The sequence below is a fragment of the Natronolimnobius sp. AArcel1 genome (assembly GCF_011043775.1).
GTDB lineage: Archaea > Halobacteriota > Halobacteria > Halobacteriales > Natrialbaceae > Natronolimnobius.
Genome location: NZ_JAAKXY010000007.1, coordinates 125,355 through 141,499 on the forward strand (window position 1 = coordinate 125,355; position 16,145 = coordinate 141,499).

Genomic DNA, 16,145 nt, shown 5'->3' on the forward strand with positions numbered 1-16,145 from the left:
GGCGGTTTTTGTGGCCGACACGGGTGACGGCCATCTCGAGTCAGTCTCGAGAGGCACGAATTCACATATGGCTGCAAGCACACCGTCCCAAGAGTCGTTCGACGATTCAAAGACTCGCCGTGATGAGATGCATAGTACGATCGAGACGTGGGTCCACGATCTCGTAGAGGAGGTCGACGACGCCGCCTCGAGTGACCAGTTCAAAGACTGGCTCGACGTCCAGAGTCGGTTCCATGACTACTCCTACCGGAATACACTCCTGATCAAACTCCAGTGTCCGAAAGCGAGTCGCGTCGCCGGCTACCGAACGTGGCAAGACGAGTTCGACCGACACGTGAAAGAAGGTGAGAACGCGCTCTGGATCTGGGCACCGATCATCGCGAGACAGTGCCCTGAATGCGAGAACGCCCCATCTTACCACGAACAAATCGGCTGTGAATACGATGAGACAGACCCAGGGGAGTGGGACAAGGGTCTCGTTGGGTTCCGGCCAGCACCTGTGTTCGATATTTCCCAGACTGACGGCGAACCATTGCCGGATCTCGAGACCGAAGCGTACGGAGCAGGCGAGGAGTTAGCTCCAGCGCTCCTTGAAGCGGCTGAGTTGCTCGATGTAGAGGTGACGGTCGTGTCTCCTCGAAACTGGTCTCACGGCAGTGCCAAGGGCGTCTGTCAGTACCGCCTTGGGAGGCCACCACTCGTGAAAGTCCGAGATCGTGAAAACAAGGCAGATCTCGCTGTAACACTCGTTCACGAGTACGCTCACGCACTGTTGCACAGTGAGGTCGATATCGAGGACGAGCGCTCGAAGCGTGAACTCGAGGCCGAAGCTGTCGGCTACATCGTTGGACGCTACTTTGGACTGGATACGAGTGGGTCAGCGTTCTACCTCGCTGCCTGGGAGGGAGATGAACCGGAGACGATTCTTGATCGACTCGAGCGCATTAGCTCGACTGCACAAGAGATCATCGACGCTGTTGAGGAGGAGATGAGCGATGACTGATCGACGGTTGTTGTTTGAGATTCTCGAGGCACTCGAGGAACAGGGACTCGAGCGTGATGAGTATCTGTTGGGGAGATGGATCGATGTCGAGGCACTCGAGCAACTCGTGGATTCAGCGAGTCAGGATACTGAACTCGAGATTCGATTCAGTGTTGGTGGATTTCGTGTGTTGGTTACGGAATCAAGCGTGACTGTCAGTTAGGTAAGAATCCGACCCGAAGATTCGAATTTGGGTTGTAGAGCGGACATTGCATTAACTGATAAAACTGGGTATTCGACACCATCTTGCAGATTTTAGCGTTCAAATTAGTGGGACGTGTAGTAACAATAGTTGTTGAGCAACTACCCCAACTCTGGAGTATTAGTGGTCTCTGAGGAGGTCTTTCAGTCGAGCATACTTTACTCCCGCAACATCAATTGCGAATAGTACTGATATAAAGCCCATCATGATAGCTATGATTGGGGTGATTTCAGTCAAGAAAGAAAAGGAGGTGTACACAATGAGTGGGACCGATTCTGCAAAAGTAACACTATTGTCAAACTGGAAGTGGTATAAGTTATACTCATCTACTAAATAGTCGTTTGTTCGCACCATCAAATGATGTGAAATGCCGAATGTCACTAAAGCAGAGACTGTTGAACGAAGTCCCGAATGTCGAATGTATGGGGCTAGTTGATTAGAAGACATGTTGCCAATAGATACAATTAATCCAAAGGTGCAAGAGAAGAAAGTCAAAACGGCAATGATTGCTAATACTTCTGTATCTTGCGACACGATTTGCAATATTGAAAATAAAAGGGTTAAGAAGAGGGTTAGGAAAAGAAGAGTCGGGTAATTTATAGGGTGTAGCAAGGAAGGAACAGTCTCAAAGTCAACCGGGACTTGTTTTCGAACAGCCGATATAATTGTAAAAGATAGTAACCCCGTAATAAGTAATGAAGCAACAAGCCCCAACTGGACTAGGTCGTCATTGACACCTTCTGAGGGTATGCTTGATACGTATACGGAAAGAGCAGCAAAAACGCCCATTACGACAAAGAGATTGGAGTTATCGCTAACATATTCTCTTAGAGAGAGATCTGCGACTTTAGAGTCACCTTCAGAATCCGTATTTTCGCGCTTATCTTTTTCGTTTTCCATATAAAGCGAGAAAAGATATTGATTACTGGTATTTCTTATTAGCGATTTTTCTGGATCGATATCAAACGCCAGCGAAAGGAGTAATCCGGTCCGTATCCTTTGCCCGGGATAGGCTTCAAGAGTTGCCACACCAACTACATTGGAAAGTATTCAGTCAGGCGGCCACTTTCAGTCCGTATTGCAGGGGTTTTTATTCAGTCCAGTCAAACACTGTCGTAGTTCGACATGACCCCCGTGACGAGACGCGATACATCAACGAAATCGCGCCACCCTATACGCGAATTCGAACGGTTTTTGCGACCGACCGGGGCCAGGTGATCCGGTTTGTTGTTAAGCTCGAGTACAACGTTTCAGAGAACACTGCGCTTATGGAAGACTGGCAAGAGGTAGCACGGTTCGACCACAACCCGAACAGCGAAGACGGGCATAACATCACTAAAGAGGGGCTCCATATGGATCTCGTCGAACCCGATGGAGAAGATCAGCGCGCTTGGGGCTTTCCAGACGTACCCATAAACCAAGCTCCAAAATGGTGTGAAACATATTTCAAAGAAAATCACCTTCGGCTGACGAAACGGTACGCGAGACAAGTCGGAATCACACAGTGGAATGTTCCTACTCGTCGATAGATTCCCACTCGAGGTCCTCTAAGAGTACTCGACGATCTACAAATCGTTCGCCCGGCTGAAAATGTGGGTGTGGCGGGTGTTGCTGCGCTGAAACGCGCAGCAACGCCCGCAGTCTGGGCACGCAGCACTCGACAGCACGTTCTTTGATCGACGGTCGCCTTCGTCGTATTACCGCCAACGCTCTGGAAGTAACGTCCAGACGTTAAAAGTCACGACATTAACCGACAGAGAGTCTCTTGCTGTCCTTGACGTGCATATTTCGGCACGCTGGAAACACCCGTAGCGGCGGATAAAGCTTTCCACAACTGGATCACGAAATACGAGTTCTACGCCCTCGGTGCCGATCCGCTCATCTTACAGCGTGGATCGAGACCGCTTACGGTCGGTCACAACGCGCTAATCCGGACAAAAGGTTACTCTAAGCGCTGGATGGCCGAAACTTCCTACTCGACAACGAAGCGCTCGCTCGGCGACGCCGTGCGAGCGCTGGGCTGGTATCGACAGTTCCGTGAGATCGTCCTCATGTTCGCTATCTCCAACATAAAACCGCTCCAACTGTGACTCAGCATCAATTCACGACGGCAGTTAACGCCGTTCTCATTATTACCCCTCTGGACCACTGTGTTCAAAACGCGATCTATGCAATTCTGTGGTTTTCCTTTAAGTGGACCGTGAACAGTAGTGTTTATATGCTGGTGTCAAGCAGCGCTCGATGAAATCGAGCTACCAGACTAAGCGAGAAAGAACCGACCAGCCTACTGATTCTACGGATTACAAAGGTGGAGCAGGTGACCCGATCGGATTCACAGCAGACGGCCAGCCTGTAGTTGGAGAGCCAGGTGATGGACAACTAAGCACTCTTGATGTCAAAAAAGATGAAGGCCCAACGGGGCGGGTTATACCGTTTAATTCCGCGAATACTACCTTCAACGCCCAGGATGCGTGGTTCGGTGATCAAGAAAAATATGACCGCTTATGGAAATATCACCACAAGTGGGACAACGACGATTCTGCACGTAGAACACACCGAGACAAGGTACTTCTATCCAAATCTCTCGGAAACGCCCTCGGCCTTTCTAGCGCACAACGGGACCGAGTAGTCGGAATCGTTATCAATCTCAACGGCAGGCAATTCAACCAGTACGGTGGAATAACCGCCCTTGCACTGGGAGCAATCGCATACATCGGTGATCAGGATGCCCAATCAATGGACGAGCGAATTCTTGGAACAAAACAGTTCAACGCTCTGTGTGATCAACATGTAGTTGACGGATGGGCTGCTTGCAAGAAGGTCAAAGAAGTATACCGCAAAAAACGACTGGCTAGTCCTTCCGAAAATTCGATCTGAGTATACTACTTTATAGAGTTAAACCCTGTACTCTTTCGATCCTGGACTACCCACTGACACCCGATTAGAGCGCTAACAGAATCATCAACACCGCTATTAGGAGGTTCAAAAACCAGATGTGCTTTTTGAGTTCGTCAACGACAGGCCGTAGTCCTCTTTCATCAATCCACTCGTCGATCGAGTGCACCATCCATAGGATAACGAGAACACACAAAAACCAGTAGAGTTGCTGGACAGACTCATCACTCTCGGAGCGCCTTCTTCGACCACCCTTACTGAGGTTGCCGGTATAGCGCTCAAGTGTTGTTTGGCCCGCTTTCGGGCTCTTGTTATCTGTGCTGTCTTCCGGCTCGGATGGCACCGTCTGGGGTCCTGTGAATTTACGGCCCGAGCGTTCAGCTCAGGTGTCGTCACTGGGATCATTGCTTGACAAGTCGAATACGCCCTGCTCGCCGTGCTGCAAGCGATTCGGTGGCAATGTCTTAGCTACTTAACTACGACATTGTCGCCTACTTAGGGCGTATTTTGAATTTGAACCCGTCAGCCCCTTTTCTCCCCGGAAATTTGACGGAATTGGCTCAACCGGGAAGCCTCTCCCTGCCCAGGCTGAGAAATAGCGAATCACCTTTCGGTGAACCTGTGGCTCAATTCCAAGGAGCATGATCCTGTGGGTCGCATTAACATATGATGTCTTTCTATAAATTACTTTGTACGATTACGACGTAACCGTGCAGACTGAACGATTTGGCCTTTCTTTATATGTCCCTCTCCCATGCACGAGTGAATGCCTACGATTGCCTGTTACTGCCGGGTTTTCCACGGCAGATCAGAACCTCGACCGCCAGCTCCAATCGACGAGTGACTACGCTCGTGATGAGTTCGACGGGGAGCTCGGAGAGATCGAGACGTACCGCGACAAGAGCACCGGGACCGACACGTCCCGCAGCGGCTACCGGGAGATGATGGACGCCGTCGAGAACAGCGACGTCGAGGCGGTCGTCGTCGTAGTCACGGAAGATCTCCGCGCCACGCACACCAGCGAACGCGAGGACCGACACCAAAGTGCGGTCACGGAGCGCCCCTCGCGCGCTGGTGACCCCGCCCTCCTTGAGGGCGTCATCGACGCATCGGTCGGTGTACTCGAGAAGTGACTGCACGTCGTCTGGCTTCCACAGTTGGCGCGAGGGCTCGGTGGTGTCCTCTGGGAGTTCCTTCACCCGAGCAGCGGCGGCAGGGTTCTCGACGAGGAGACCTCCTCAACAGCCCACGTGAGGCACGCCCGGACGGTACCGTAGTACGTGATTGCGGTCGATGCTTCGATCTCTCCATCTCGACCGCCGCTGGGGAGGTCCTGGGCGTACGACCGCATCACATCGTCGTTGACGTCGTTCAGGACGCACATATTCCGGTCTTCGAGCTACGAAGACCACCGGCCGAGCGCGGCGGATGCGAGCGACCGATAGCCCCCAGCACGCCGGCCCTTCGATTTCGCTTCGAGGTACCGAGCGACGAGGCTCTCAATCGTTGCTGCGTCAGGTGCTCCACCCGTCGGATCCACGAATTTCGATCACCAGACGGCGACGTGCTCATGCCAGGGACTTCTCTTTATCGCTAAAAAGGAAGTGTCTGAAACAGCCTACAAAACAGCCAAAAACGCAAGATGGAGTCGGGTTCACCCGGTTATAAACTAGATGGTGATTTAGTAAAGATTCTGAGAGGTGTCTGACTAAGCGTTCGGCACCTCGCGGCGCGAAAACCGCTGTACGGGAGCGTATGGAACGAGATTAAGGACGGTGATTAGTCAAATTCTGACCGCACATCGTCCATAAATTCCGTTCTCAGAGTATCCTCGGACACGTCGAAACGATCATCGTAGAATTCGCTCGCTCCTGCACCGATGATTCCAGCATGGCGCTCACCAAGAAAGATGAGGGCCTGGTCAGGCCGAACCGTTGTTTGAGATCCTCGTCTGGGAATGTCTTCAACCGCCCTCTCCTCTGTCAGATTGCTATTCGCCACGACCGTCCAATCCTCTTCGAAATTCGACGCCGGCGCGGTGGCGGTGATAACCTCATCCAGAGGATCGTCGCTGGGGAGATATTCGTACAGCAGCACGTAGTCCCTCAAAGCTTCCGTCATGTCTCTGCAAGACCTATTATAACCCCACTGGTTTAAGTGGAGGTGTCAAAGTTTGTTCACCACGTGGCCGGTCAATCACCTGTTTCGGCCGTTCGTGGGACGCCTGAATAGAGGGCTTCGAATAGCGATCACAGCAAGTAATAGTATGATTCTCGAGTAAACCATTCAAGTATGGATGATTCCTATGGTGATATTGACCTTTCCGATGATCCACTCATCGAAGCACTCAACGAAGAAATCATTGCGCTAATCAAAGAAGGTGAGATAACCGAACTCAGCCAAGAGGACATCCAGAATGTTATGGACGGAGCGGTTGATGACCTCGCCACGCAGACCTACGAACAAATTCTCAGTGATGATGAAGGCTTGGAACGGTACCAAGATACAATCGCAGACTCTCAACAGAACCTTCAAGAACGGTGGGGAGAACCCCTTGAGCTTCTTGAACGGCTCATTGTCTGGTCCATGGAAAGTGGCCGAGCACTCAACCGGGAGTATGGGTTTGAGGCTACCCAAAGCGAGGATTATCAGTTCCATGCTCTCTTGCGCCTCCACGCTCGCTCAGTCCAAGTCGCCTTAGAGATTCACCATCTTCTCAAAGGAGGGTTCGCTGATGGGGCATTCGCTCGTTGGCGATCGCTTTACGAACTCGCTATCACTTCTTCCTTTATTGTCCAGCACAGTGGGGTGACAGCAGAGCGTTTCCTCAGTTACCGGCAGATCTGGGAGTACCACTTTGCCGAGACCTATCAAGACCATCAAGACGATCTTAATGTTGAACCCCTTGACCCAGATATCCTCGAGGGGCTCGAAACGACCCGAGACGAACTGGTAGACCAATTTGGCGAGTCTATTGACGACAATGGATATGGTTCTGGCTGGGCAGCTGAGGCACACAGTGGTAATGGCGGTCCGTCAATCCACAGTATGAAAGAGGAGGTGGGACTAGAGCATCTCTCACCATACTATAAATTGGCCTGTGAAGCAATCCACGCAGGGTCAAAGGGCACACTCGACCGGTTGGGAATCATCCGTCACGAGGATATTGAACAGCCAGAAGTATTGCTATCTGGCCCCTCAAATGCCGGGTTGAATCTCCCGGGCCAGTTAACTGCAATTTCCCTTGCTCAGGTCACGAATAATCTGTTGACGGTTCATCTAAACTCGGCATATTTAGCCGACATGAAGGGTATACAAATGCTCGTTAGCGATATCGAGCAAGGGTTCGCAGATGTAGCCGAGGAACTCGAGCAGGATGATCGAGAAGCTACGGAGGAATGGGCGAACCAGGATATTGTCGATATCGCGTTAAACTACATTGACCGACCAGATCTGTTTTCTGAAAAGTTTTTTGAGGAATATACGGACTTCGACTCACTGGAAGAGTTTGAAGACGCGCTTCCCGTTGGATTAGATGAGGTGAAAGATGAAGGCTCAGTTGTCACAGAAGCCGATGAAGCCATCCGATCACATTCGGATTTTGACTCTTTCCAAGATTTGATTGATACGGCAATGGAGGTTTGGGTGAACCAGAATGTTGATCTTCCACAATTCGGGAATTGATACCGCCTGCAGTAGAACGTACTTCCATCAGTAGGGTAGGATCGCGCTGCCCACAATCCATCACTATATCGCCCGGGGTCCCCGCTCGCCCCTCCGGGATTCATTCACTGCCGCCTTTCTGTCGTGCCCACTCTGGCGAGTAGAAGACCACGTTGATCGTCGAGAACGCGTTGTACCAAGAAAACGGCGTGATGCCGATCTCTAACCCCCAGTGCTCCGCGAACGAGATCAGATCGAACCAACCGTTTCGCCTGCGCTCGCCCTCTGGGGCTGCTGTCTTCGACACGACCTCGACTTCTGGGCCGTAGATGTGTATCGAGTAGAGGACCGGATCCCCATCGTCAAGCCAGAGTGTCGCGTGATCGCTGTAGGGCGGCTTGTGTGGCGGCTTGTCCCGAGCACCGATCCGTTCGTGTTCGCGGTCGATCCACGATCGCGTCGAGGTGCAGTTGCACTCGTCGTCCCCCGTGATCACGCGACGGATGCATGCTGGTCCGTCGGCAGGTTCCTCGACGGACCAGTAGGCACGGAAGCGCTTCTTGAGATCGGCCTCGAGCGCGTCAGCAATAGCACGGCAGACGCCTTCGCCAGGTTCGTGGTCGGCGTCGGCATACTCACGAACCTCTCGGAGGAACGAGCTATACTCTACACTGGGGGAACGGTTGAAACGGCTCATGGTTACAACTCGATTTCTGATAGTTGATTGGGATCGGCGGGCGGATCAGGGTCGAGTTCAGCGCGGTCCTTCGCGTGGTCGGCCAACTCCACATCACCAGCCGCACGGGAACGATAGAGAATCTCTCCACAGTGCGGGCAGTTGTGTCCAACGTAGTAGTTCCCCTCGCCATCGTGGAGGGGGTGAAATACGAAATTGGCCGGGATGAGCATCATGTCGCACCCTGGGCAATCACGAGCGGCGAGACGGTGCAGCCCGTCGTCAGATGCATCCTCACCCCAGGTGTAGTCCTTTGATTCGTCTGGCTGATAGGGGGACTGTTCACGCAGTTCGCGGCAGTCAGTGCAAACGCCCCGGCTGGTTGTGACCTCCTCTTCACCGCACTCCCTACAGTAGAACGTAGCATCCCGACTCTTGACAGGCCGTTTGCAATCCGGGCAGAAGTAGTCCCCTCGCTCCGAAGAACTCTCGGCGAGTTCGCCCTCGCAGTCCGGGCAGCTCGCGTTTATTTTCCCATCTCAGCTCACGCCGGCGCTTCAGCGTCGCCGCCGCCGATCGGTGCACGGACCGTCACGTCGAACTCGATGGTCTCGTACGGGACGAACGGCTGCTTCGATGCGCCCTTCTGGCGGAACTGAATGATGCCGTACTCGGCGAGGACCTCGACGTCGTCGTGGACAACCGAGTAGCTCCGGTCGAGCCGGGTGGCCAGCGCCGAGATACTCTCGGCGGGAGCGCCCATCAGCGAGCGGAGCAGTTCGAAACGACGGTCGGTGAGCATCTTCCGGATCCCCTCGACGTTCTCGAACGAGACAACGGCGTCAGTCTGCTCGCCATCTTCGGCAGCGCCGGCGGCCGTGACCGCGTCGTCGAACGCGTCCTCCGCCGAAGCAATTGTGATGCGAAGCGTCTCAGGGAAGTTCATCTCTTCGGGGGCGGGATCGGTGTGGTTAGCGTCGGGCATTGATCTGGAGCACCTCCTGTTGGAAGCGGGCAACATGGTCTTGGAGTCCGTCGAACTCGATTCCGGTAACGTCGTCACCGACATGGCGGTGGTGGTGGCCGATATCGGAGTCGTGGGCGTTGTCGTATCGGAGGATTTGCTGGCCATCCTCCGGAGCGTAGTACTGGAATCGGTAGTAGTACCCACCCGGGTACGACGAATCTTCCACAGCGAACAACTCGGCGCGAGTGCCTTCCTGAGCATCGATCTCGAAGTTCCGATTGAGTACGACATCACCATCAGCCATGTTGCCCTTCGTACTATCCCCTATCACCCGATACCCTATAACACTATCGGCGTTCACTGGGAGCGGGGGTTCGATATCGACAGCGAGCACGTTCGCCGGTTGCCGTACTCGCGCTCGGCGACGATCGCCGAGGGCGCGGTACCGGCACACGGAACGATCACGCGGTCGCCGGGTCAGTGTATCGTCGAACCCACTCGAGAGAGGGCGCAAGCGGCTTCACCGTTCCCCAGCCCCAGTCTTCGCGTTGGCGTTCGCACGGGATGTGCGGAGCTTCCCACGGCCGCGGGCAGACGTCTTTCCACACCAGGACAGACGCGTACCCAACCGTTGAGCCGTACATTCCTGGTGTCGAGCGATCCGGCTCGCCGTCACTCGAGAGCAGCGTCCCCTGTGCAACGACGTAGGAGTTCGGACCCCACTCGTCGACGGCGTACTCGAGGATCGCCTCCGCCGCGGCCCCCTCGACTACCATCGACTCGAGAGCGCGGCCGTGTTCGTCGGCCGCTGGGCTGCTGGTTCGTCAGCATACCCCGTCTCGAGGTCGTCGACGACGTAGAGCATCGTGATGTCGGCATCCGGAAAGGCAGGGAGCGCGTACTCGAGCCCCGCCTTCGTGACGCGATCAAACGCCTCAACCCGTGGATCAACGAGAACAACCTGAACAAGGTTGTCCGTGAGATCCAGCAGGTCACCGGGACGAGCACGATGCACGAGAACGAGCAGATCCACGAGAAACTCGTTCGGCACACGTCGGTCAAACAGGACCGCGGTCACGGGCTGAAACACCAGACGGTCGAGTACATCGACTACGAAACCCTCGAGAACAACGACTTCTTCGCGCTCAACCAGTTCCGCGTCGAGGGACAACGGGAGACGATCAAACCCGACATAGTTCTCTTCGTCAACGGCATCCCGCTCGGCGTCATCGAGTGCAAGTCACCAACCATCGCGGAGCCGAGAAGCGAGGCCCTCGAGCAACTCCAGCGCTACCAGAACGTCCGCGAGCCGACGGCCACAGAGGGCGCTGAAGAGCTATTCCGGTACAACCAGTTCTCCGTGGCGACGTGGTACGAGGGCGCGGTGATGGGAACCTATGGAACGCCAAAGAACCAGTACAAGCCGTGGCGCGATCCCTACCCCGTCGACGACGACTATCTCGAGGACCTATTCGACCTCGAGGGCTACGTGCCCCCACAGCACCGGATGCTGTACGCGCTGTTCGAACCCGAGCGACTGCTCGATCTTCTCCGGCACTTCACGGTCTTCGAGAACAACCAGACCGGTCGCGTGAAACTCGTCGCCCGATACCAGCAGTATCGCGCTGTCCAAAAGGCACTCGAGCGGATCCGAAAGCGCCACCGACGCGAAACCCCCGGCGGCGTCATCTGGCACACACAGGGGTCGGGCAAGTCGCTCACAATGCTCTTTCTCGGGCTCAAACTCCGCCGGGAAATGGCCGACCCAACGCTCTTGCTCGTCACCGACCGGCAGGCACTCGATGACCAGATCCACGCGACCTTTGAGCGCTGTGGGTTCCCGAACCCAAAAAAGGCCGATGGGATCGAGGATCTCCGCGAAAAGCTCAGCGCCAACGCTGGCGAGACGATCACCACACTAATCCAAAAGTTCCAGCTTCAGGAGGATGAAGCGGGTGACTTCCCGATTCTCTCGCGTGACGAGGACATCTACGTGATGGTCGACGAAGCCCACCGGACCCAGTACAAGCACCTCGCAAACAACATGCGTACGGCATTACCCAACGCCTTCTACGTCGGATTCACCGGCACGCCGATTGAAAAAGAAGAGCGTGACACTCGCCAGACCTTCGGCAACTACATCCACACCTACACCATCGACCAGTCGCTCGAGGATGACACCACCGTCGAAATCCTCTATCAGGGCCTGCTCGCGGACATGCACCTCGAGGGCGAGACTATCGACACGATGTTCGACCGTGTCTTTGCTGACTACACGGAAGAAGAGAAAGCAGAAATCAAGAAGCGCTACGCGAAGACACAGGACCTCGCTGAAGCCGAGTCGCGCATCGAACGCGTTACGCTGGACATCATCGACCATTACGAGAACAAAATCGCGGACACGTTCAAGGGGATGGTCGTCACGACCAGCAAGCGTGCGGCGATCACCTACAAGGAGAAACTCGACGAGTTCAACGGCCCAGAGTCACGTGTCGTGGTGTCTCACGATCATAACGACCCCGAAGACATCAAGAAGTGGGCACCCTCCGACGCCGAACTCTCGGAGTACAAAGACTCGTTCGTCGATCCCGACGGAGAGGTTGAGTTGCTTGTCGTCTGTGACATGCTGCTTACGGGCTTCGACGCGCCGGTCGCGCAGGTAATGTATCTCGATAAGCCGCTGAAAGAGCACAACCTGCTACAGGCAATCGCCCGCGTCAACCGACCGTTCACCGATAAAAACTACGGACTGATCATCGACTACTACGGCGTCTCGAACGAACTCAAAGAGGCACTTGCGATGTTCAGCGCCGAAGACGTCGAACGTGCGATGGTCCCGCTCAAGGACAAAGAGAAAGACCTCGAAGCAGCCCATCGAAAGACGGTGATCTTCTTCGAAAATCTCGAGGACATCGAGGCATGTCTTCAGACCCTCGAGCCCGAAGACACCCGCATTGAGTTCAACAACGCGTTCAAGCGCTTTTCGAAGCTCATGGATATCGTCCTGCTCGATCCCATGGCGAACCCCTACAAGGACGACCTCGAGCAACTGAGCGAGATCTACGCTCGCGCAAAGGAACGCTATCGCGACGAGGAAATGAACCTCGAGGGCACAGGTGAGCAGGTTCGTGACCTAATCCACAAGCACATCCGTTCGACCGGGATCGAGGTGCTGAACGACGAGCCCGTCTCGGTGATGGACCGAGGTGAATTCGATGCGAGACTTGATACGCTAGAAAGCGATGAAGCTCGGGCGAGTGAAATGCAACATGCTGTCAAGCACGAACTCAACGTCCGATTCGATGAGGACCCCGTTCACTACGGGTCGCTACGGGAACGTGTCGAAGATCTCATCGAGAAGTATCGCCAGGAACGCCTCTCCGATCGCGAGATTATCGAGGAACTCCGCGAGGTAATGGACGAGATGCGTTCACGCGAGCAAGCAGCACGGTCAAAGGGCCTTGACGACACAACAGAGCTATCGTTCTATCATGCGTTAGAAGACGTGCTGAACGCTACCGAGCGCGATATTGACGAGGAGCACCTCCTCGAGTTGACTGGGAAGTTCGTCACCGCAGCCGAGCAGTTCGTGACTATCGTCGAGTGGAAAGAGAAGGTCAACGTTCAGAATAAAATGCGAAAACAGGTGAAGATCGAACTCTACAAGGCCAATCTCGATCTGACCGACCAAGAGCGCGACGAACTCACGAACCGAGTGATCCAACTCGCTCGAGCCCATTACGAATGAAAACGTCCCGGCACATGAGAGAGCACCATATCGGGCAAACTGTGGTCCCCTACGAAATCGACTGGGTAGAGGACCGCGAGACGATTGGACTCTCAGTAGACCAGTCACTCGAGCTCACTGTGCGCGCTCCAATGACGGCAACAGTCGGCGAGGTTGAGGAGGTTCTTACGAGTCGTCAGGAATGGATCCTCGAGAAGCTCTACGGTCTCAAAGAGCAATCGGAGCCACCATACCCGAAAGAGTATCTGAGTGGCGAGAAGCTGCCCTACCGCGGCCGTGAGTACCACCTCAACGTCATCGAAGCGGATGTCCCTGAACCACGGCTCTCGTTCGATGGCTTGGAGTTCACACTCGAGGTACACCACCTTGATGCACCTGCTGACGATGTAAGTGTTCGACGCAAGCGACAGGCTGTGATCGATTGGTACCTTCGGCAGGCCAAACAAGACCTCCCGGATCGGAGTCCACAGTACGAATCAAAGTTAGGCCTCTCCGACATCTCGTACGATGTCTGCGAACTCTCCGGTCGGTGGGGAGAGTTCGATAACAGGGCAGTCCGATTGAACTGGCGTCTGATACTCGCACCGGTCCGGATTCAAGACTACGTCATCGTCCATGAGTTAGCCCATGCAGTGCATGATGAGCACTCCGATGCGTTCTGGAATACTGTCGGGACGCTCATCCCGGATTACGAAGACCGACGAGAGTGGCTCAGAGTCAATGGTAATGCGCTGATTGTCTGAGGTTGAACAATGATGGAATCTAAAATCACTGCAGAATAGATGGGGTTCCTTCGTACTCGTAAGGTAAGAACAATCTGCTTCCTAAGCTGGGTTTGAATCCGGGCTCTCGTCTTCTTCAACCTCGATTTAAGAATTACCCCATCAGAAAAGATGTCGCTAAAACAACCGCGGGAAATTCACTCTTATTGCTGGTCACTCCCTGAATAGAACTAGCGTTGCACGGTTCTCACCAGGGTAGCTACGAATAGTGCGATGGCGAATGCTCCGAAAAAGCTCTGCACGGAACTCAATAAGTGAATAAGTTGGTTCTCAGGGTCTAAGCTTCCTGGAAGGAAGAAGGACGTGAAGGCTTGTAAGCTGAATACCAGATAACTAACGGCAGCACTAACATCAACACCGGAAAAAGCACTATTCCAACTCAGTATTCCCTCTTGCAGCAACCAATACAACACCGCGAAACCGAAGATCGAACCAACAGACAAAGTGAACACTCTACTAGGGCTTTCACCATACTTACAGGAAGCATCGTAAAGAAGGTTGCTAGCCGCTTTGTAGCCCGATACCGCCTTCTCCTTCAAACCATCCGAGTTCTTCAACTCAGTCAAATAACGGCTTCGTCTGCACCGCCGTTCCATAATGAAAAACTTCGACTCCGCAAACGTATCTCCCTGGTTAGCGGCTCCTGCCTTCGCCTTCGCATAAGTCGTCTCCCGCTTCTTGTACTGCGTGTGCTTCCCCTTTCTCTGGATGCCGTCGATCACCCAGTTACTATTGATCAAGCTGTTCCGGTAGTTGGAAAAATCAAACTCAGTAAACTTGGTGTCTCCAATATATAGATTATCAAATACTTCAACCTCATCTGGATACCCGATGATAATGTCTCCGACCGTAGCTTTCTCGAGTTGATACACGCTTTTCTCACTGTCCAAAACGACTAACTCACCAGATTCAATTGAGCTATGAGCGAGTCCGATCGCGTCAACACGTTTCCGATTAATCTGTGCGCTGGCAGCAAGATACTCGAAATCCACATGCCGAAAATCAAGAGCAGACGTAGCGGAGACATTTTCGAAGTAGAAGTACTCGTCAGGCCGTGACCCGGTGAACGCCGCCGATAGATCCTCCATTTCAAATGCCAGATAAGAGAAAAACGGATCCTCCATGGCCCGAGAGCTGGACTCGATATAGCTGAGTCCATATTGAATTCCCTCTGCATGGGCGTGTTTCGAAATTGGTTCAGTGAAGCAGGGTGCGAACAGTCCCCCGAACTGACAGTCCTCGAACACAACGATATCGTTGAAATGTGTTGAGGTGAACCCAGCATACCCTAGATCAGTCTCACCGAAATCAACTCTTCCGTGGAATCGTGCGGATCCGAAGTGTACTCCGACGTTGGCTTCGGCTCGTTTGAAGGATGCTCCGATTTGGAATTCGGCATCGGAAAATACGGCGGCATCACGGAATTTCACGCCGGAGAAGATTGCTACGTCTTTGAACTTGGTTCCGAGAAAACTGGGCGTGACATGGAATTCAGCCGCATCTGTTCCTGTATTTTCGCTAGCTTCTTTGATCGAGGCGTCTTCTGGTTCTTCTTCGCAGAAGGAGACTGCTCCGTTGAATTCGGTGTTGCGGAATTCTGCTTTTCCGAAAGTGGTATTGGCGAAGTGACTATCATCTAACACTTCTGCAGCGTTGCAATGAAGTTCTGCTACTGTGCTGTCCCAGATGTGGAGTCGGCCTGTGATTTTGGCTCCGTCTAGGTTGAGTTCTGGTATGCGGCAGTCGGCTATAGAGAGGTCGTTGTTTAGTTCGGTGGTTGAGAGATTGATCGGGCTTAGAAAGGTGGTGTATCCGATGTTTATGGGTTGGTTGGGGTCGATTACGTTTTTGAGGTCTTCGAAGTTGAGGTAGAGTAGTGTGCAGCAGAAGAGTTCGATGCGGCCTATGGATTGGATTGTTTGCTTGTAGATCAGGTGTAGATCACGAAGCGAGGCTACGTTGTCCCAGAGGAGGAACGGGTGGATGTGGAAGGCACAGTATTTGTATCCAGGTAGTGCGGGGTAGTTGCAGTGTTGTGGTTCTGCTATAGTAACCGTTAGAACTATTTGCTCATAACGTGTCGCAACAAATAGTGGATCACCTCGACGAAATCTCTGTCGAAGAGTTGCAAGATGCTCTCGACAATGTGGATAAGAAGAAGCCGACACAA

At 53.6% G+C, this 16,145-nt stretch carries 18 protein-coding genes and 1 pseudogene; 8 read left to right on the forward strand and 11 right to left on the reverse strand.

The window, feature by feature from the left end:
• Positions 1–67 precede the first annotated feature (67 nt).
• Complete coding sequence (locus tag G6M89_RS20530; protein WP_165163767.1) at positions 68–1,003, forward strand: ArdC-like ssDNA-binding domain-containing protein; 936 nt, start codon at positions 68–70, stop codon at positions 1,001–1,003.
• Positions 996–1,205 carry a HalOD1 output domain-containing protein gene (locus tag G6M89_RS20535; protein ID WP_165163768.1) on the forward strand — a complete coding sequence of 70 codons (210 nt, stop codon included), beginning with the start codon at positions 996–998 and terminating at the stop codon, positions 1,203–1,205. The genes G6M89_RS20530 and G6M89_RS20535 overlap by 8 nt, the downstream gene beginning before the upstream one ends.
• Before the next feature lie 159 nt (positions 1,206–1,364).
• Here the strand turns inward: G6M89_RS20535 and G6M89_RS20540 are convergent, their stop codons facing one another.
• Complete coding sequence (locus G6M89_RS20540; protein WP_165163769.1) at positions 1,365–2,273, reverse strand: hypothetical protein; 909 nt, start codon at positions 2,271–2,273, stop codon at positions 1,365–1,367.
• Between the two features lie 522 nt (positions 2,274–2,795).
• Here G6M89_RS20540 and G6M89_RS20545 point away from each other — a divergent pair.
• The 3 genes and pseudogenes from G6M89_RS20545 to G6M89_RS20555 all read left to right on the forward strand — a co-directional run.
• Positions 2,796–3,334, forward strand: a pseudogene (locus G6M89_RS20545) (IS5/IS1182 family transposase); the annotation flags it as partial.
• A gap of 151 nt (positions 3,335–3,485) precedes the next feature.
• Positions 3,486–4,121, forward strand: a complete 636-nt coding sequence (locus G6M89_RS20550; RefSeq protein WP_165163770.1) for a hypothetical protein — start codon at positions 3,486–3,488, stop codon at positions 4,119–4,121.
• A gap of 794 nt (positions 4,122–4,915) precedes the next feature.
• On the forward strand, positions 4,916–5,272 hold the full coding sequence (locus tag G6M89_RS20555) for a recombinase family protein (RefSeq protein WP_206335651.1): 357 nt from the start codon (positions 4,916–4,918) through the stop codon (positions 5,270–5,272).
• Between the two features lie 62 nt (positions 5,273–5,334).
• Here G6M89_RS20555 and G6M89_RS20560 read toward each other — a convergent pair whose 3' ends face one another.
• The 3 genes from G6M89_RS20560 to G6M89_RS20570 all read right to left on the reverse strand — a co-directional run bounded on the left by G6M89_RS20560 (position 5,335) and on the right by G6M89_RS20570 (position 6,260).
• The gene (locus tag G6M89_RS20560) at positions 5,335–5,523 is read right to left on the reverse strand and encodes a hypothetical protein (RefSeq protein WP_165163771.1); all 189 of its coding nucleotides are present in this window, start codon (positions 5,521–5,523) and stop codon (positions 5,335–5,337) included.
• Between the two features lie 15 nt (positions 5,524–5,538).
• On the reverse strand, positions 5,539–5,679 hold the full coding sequence (locus G6M89_RS20565; RefSeq protein WP_165163772.1) for a hypothetical protein: 141 nt from the start codon (positions 5,677–5,679) through the stop codon (positions 5,539–5,541).
• A 239-nt stretch (positions 5,680–5,918) separates the two neighbouring features.
• Positions 5,919–6,260, reverse strand: coding sequence for a hypothetical protein (locus G6M89_RS20570; protein ID WP_165163773.1), 342 nt, complete (start codon positions 6,258–6,260; stop codon positions 5,919–5,921).
• A gap of 171 nt (positions 6,261–6,431) precedes the next feature.
• Between G6M89_RS20570 and G6M89_RS20575 the strand changes: the two genes are divergently transcribed.
• On the forward strand, positions 6,432–7,823 hold the full coding sequence (locus G6M89_RS20575; RefSeq protein ID WP_206335652.1) for a DUF5677 domain-containing protein: 1,392 nt from the start codon (positions 6,432–6,434) through the stop codon (positions 7,821–7,823).
• Between the two features lie 100 nt (positions 7,824–7,923).
• On the opposite strand, the gene G6M89_RS20580 is transcribed toward G6M89_RS20575, so the two are convergent.
• From G6M89_RS20580 to G6M89_RS22825, 6 genes are all read right to left on the reverse strand, one after another.
• The gene (locus G6M89_RS20580; RefSeq protein WP_165163774.1) at positions 7,924–8,499 is read right to left on the reverse strand and encodes a hypothetical protein; all 576 of its coding nucleotides are present in this window, start codon (positions 8,497–8,499) and stop codon (positions 7,924–7,926) included.
• A 2-nt stretch (positions 8,500–8,501) separates the two neighbouring features.
• On the reverse strand, positions 8,502–8,714 hold the full coding sequence (locus G6M89_RS20585; RefSeq protein ID WP_165163775.1) for a hypothetical protein: 213 nt from the start codon (positions 8,712–8,714) through the stop codon (positions 8,502–8,504).
• Between the two features lie 308 nt (positions 8,715–9,022).
• The gene (locus tag G6M89_RS20590) at positions 9,023–9,463 is read right to left on the reverse strand and encodes a transcriptional regulator (protein WP_165163776.1); all 441 of its coding nucleotides are present in this window, start codon (positions 9,461–9,463) and stop codon (positions 9,023–9,025) included.
• Entirely contained in the window at positions 9,450–9,749 is a 300-nt protein-coding gene (locus tag G6M89_RS20595; RefSeq protein WP_165163777.1) for a DUF6516 family protein, read from the reverse strand. Before G6M89_RS20595 ends, G6M89_RS20590 begins: the two co-directional genes overlap by 14 nt.
• Before the next feature lie 157 nt (positions 9,750–9,906).
• Positions 9,907–10,221 carry a hypothetical protein gene (locus G6M89_RS20600; protein WP_165163778.1) on the reverse strand — a complete coding sequence of 105 codons (315 nt, stop codon included), beginning with the start codon at positions 10,219–10,221 and terminating at the stop codon, positions 9,907–9,909.
• A complete protein-coding gene (locus G6M89_RS22825) occupies positions 10,215–10,478 on the reverse strand; it encodes a hypothetical protein (RefSeq protein ID WP_343162668.1) in 264 nt (87 codons plus the stop codon). Before G6M89_RS22825 ends, G6M89_RS20600 begins: the two co-directional genes overlap by 7 nt.
• Between G6M89_RS22825 and G6M89_RS20605 the strand changes: the two genes are divergently transcribed.
• On the forward strand, positions 10,371–13,193 hold the full coding sequence (locus G6M89_RS20605; RefSeq protein ID WP_343162667.1) for a type I restriction endonuclease subunit R: 2,823 nt from the start codon (positions 10,371–10,373) through the stop codon (positions 13,191–13,193). The two genes, G6M89_RS22825 and G6M89_RS20605, sit on opposite strands and share 108 nt — an antisense overlap.
• 14 nt (positions 13,194–13,207) lie before the next feature.
• Positions 13,208–13,936 carry a M48 family metallopeptidase gene (locus G6M89_RS20610; RefSeq protein WP_165163779.1) on the forward strand — a complete coding sequence of 243 codons (729 nt, stop codon included), beginning with the start codon at positions 13,208–13,210 and terminating at the stop codon, positions 13,934–13,936.
• Between the two features lie 209 nt (positions 13,937–14,145).
• Here the strand turns inward: G6M89_RS20610 and G6M89_RS20615 are convergent, their stop codons facing one another.
• The gene (locus G6M89_RS20615; protein ID WP_165163780.1) at positions 14,146–15,618 is read right to left on the reverse strand and encodes a pentapeptide repeat-containing protein; all 1,473 of its coding nucleotides are present in this window, start codon (positions 15,616–15,618) and stop codon (positions 14,146–14,148) included.
• Between the last annotated feature and the right edge of the window lie 527 nt (positions 15,619–16,145).

Excerpts from the sequence above, each read along its gene's own strand:
- G6M89_RS20610 (WP_165163779.1), top strand. The coding sequence starts at position 13,208 with ATGAGAGAGCACCATATCGGGCAAACTGTGGTCCCCTACGAAATCGAC.
- G6M89_RS20570 (WP_165163773.1), bottom strand. The coding sequence starts at position 6,260 with ATGACGGAAGCTTTGAGGGACTACGTGCTGCTGTACGAATATCTCCCC.
- G6M89_RS20550 (WP_165163770.1), top strand. The coding sequence starts at position 3,486 with ATGAAATCGAGCTACCAGACTAAGCGAGAAAGAACCGACCAGCCTACT.
- G6M89_RS20580 (WP_165163774.1), bottom strand. The coding sequence starts at position 8,499 with ATGAGCCGTTTCAACCGTTCCCCCAGTGTAGAGTATAGCTCGTTCCTC.
- G6M89_RS20560 (WP_165163771.1), bottom strand. The coding sequence starts at position 5,523 with ATGTGCGTCCTGAACGACGTCAACGACGATGTGATGCGGTCGTACGCC.
- G6M89_RS20595 (WP_165163777.1), bottom strand. The coding sequence starts at position 9,749 with ATGGCTGATGGTGATGTCGTACTCAATCGGAACTTCGAGATCGATGCT.
- G6M89_RS20575 (WP_206335652.1), top strand. The coding sequence starts at position 6,432 with ATGGATGATTCCTATGGTGATATTGACCTTTCCGATGATCCACTCATC.
- G6M89_RS20585 (WP_165163775.1), bottom strand. The coding sequence starts at position 8,714 with ATGATGCTCATCCCGGCCAATTTCGTATTTCACCCCCTCCACGATGGC.
- G6M89_RS20590 (WP_165163776.1), bottom strand. The coding sequence starts at position 9,463 with ATGCCCGACGCTAACCACACCGATCCCGCCCCCGAAGAGATGAACTTC.
- G6M89_RS20530 (WP_165163767.1), top strand. The coding sequence starts at position 68 with ATGGCTGCAAGCACACCGTCCCAAGAGTCGTTCGACGATTCAAAGACT.
- G6M89_RS20535 (WP_165163768.1), top strand. The coding sequence starts at position 996 with ATGACTGATCGACGGTTGTTGTTTGAGATTCTCGAGGCACTCGAGGAA.
- G6M89_RS20600 (WP_165163778.1), bottom strand. The coding sequence starts at position 10,221 with ATGGTAGTCGAGGGGGCCGCGGCGGAGGCGATCCTCGAGTACGCCGTC.